At 53.6% G+C, this 237-nt stretch carries 1 pseudogene; it reads left to right on the top strand.

Going from position 1 to position 237, the window contains the following annotated elements:
• Positions 1 to 237: pseudogene (locus tag NPS47_RS25600) on the top strand (hypothetical protein); the annotation flags it as partial.

Raw genomic sequence — 237 nt, 5'->3', positions numbered from 1 at the left:
CACAAAGGGACTTTCAACGAAACTGGGGAGAGTGAGTTCTACGGTCAGTGCCAATGGCTGTTTCGAACAGTCGGACTTAATCGTCGTATTGTGAAGCTCCTTGACTGCAAAGGTATGGATGCACAGGGCACCCTGAGCCGCTACCGTCCTGCAGCGGCTTTCACCCCTGATCAATTGCCGGGTAAAACCGTGCGGATGAAGATCAGATTAGCCGAAGAAGAACGGCCAGGTTGGGGC

This window comes from Pseudomonas putida, from assembly GCF_028682475.1.
Lineage (GTDB): Bacteria > Pseudomonadota > Gammaproteobacteria > Pseudomonadales > Pseudomonadaceae > Aquipseudomonas > Aquipseudomonas putida_AG.
This window is presented reverse-complemented; position numbering and strand designations above follow the sequence as displayed.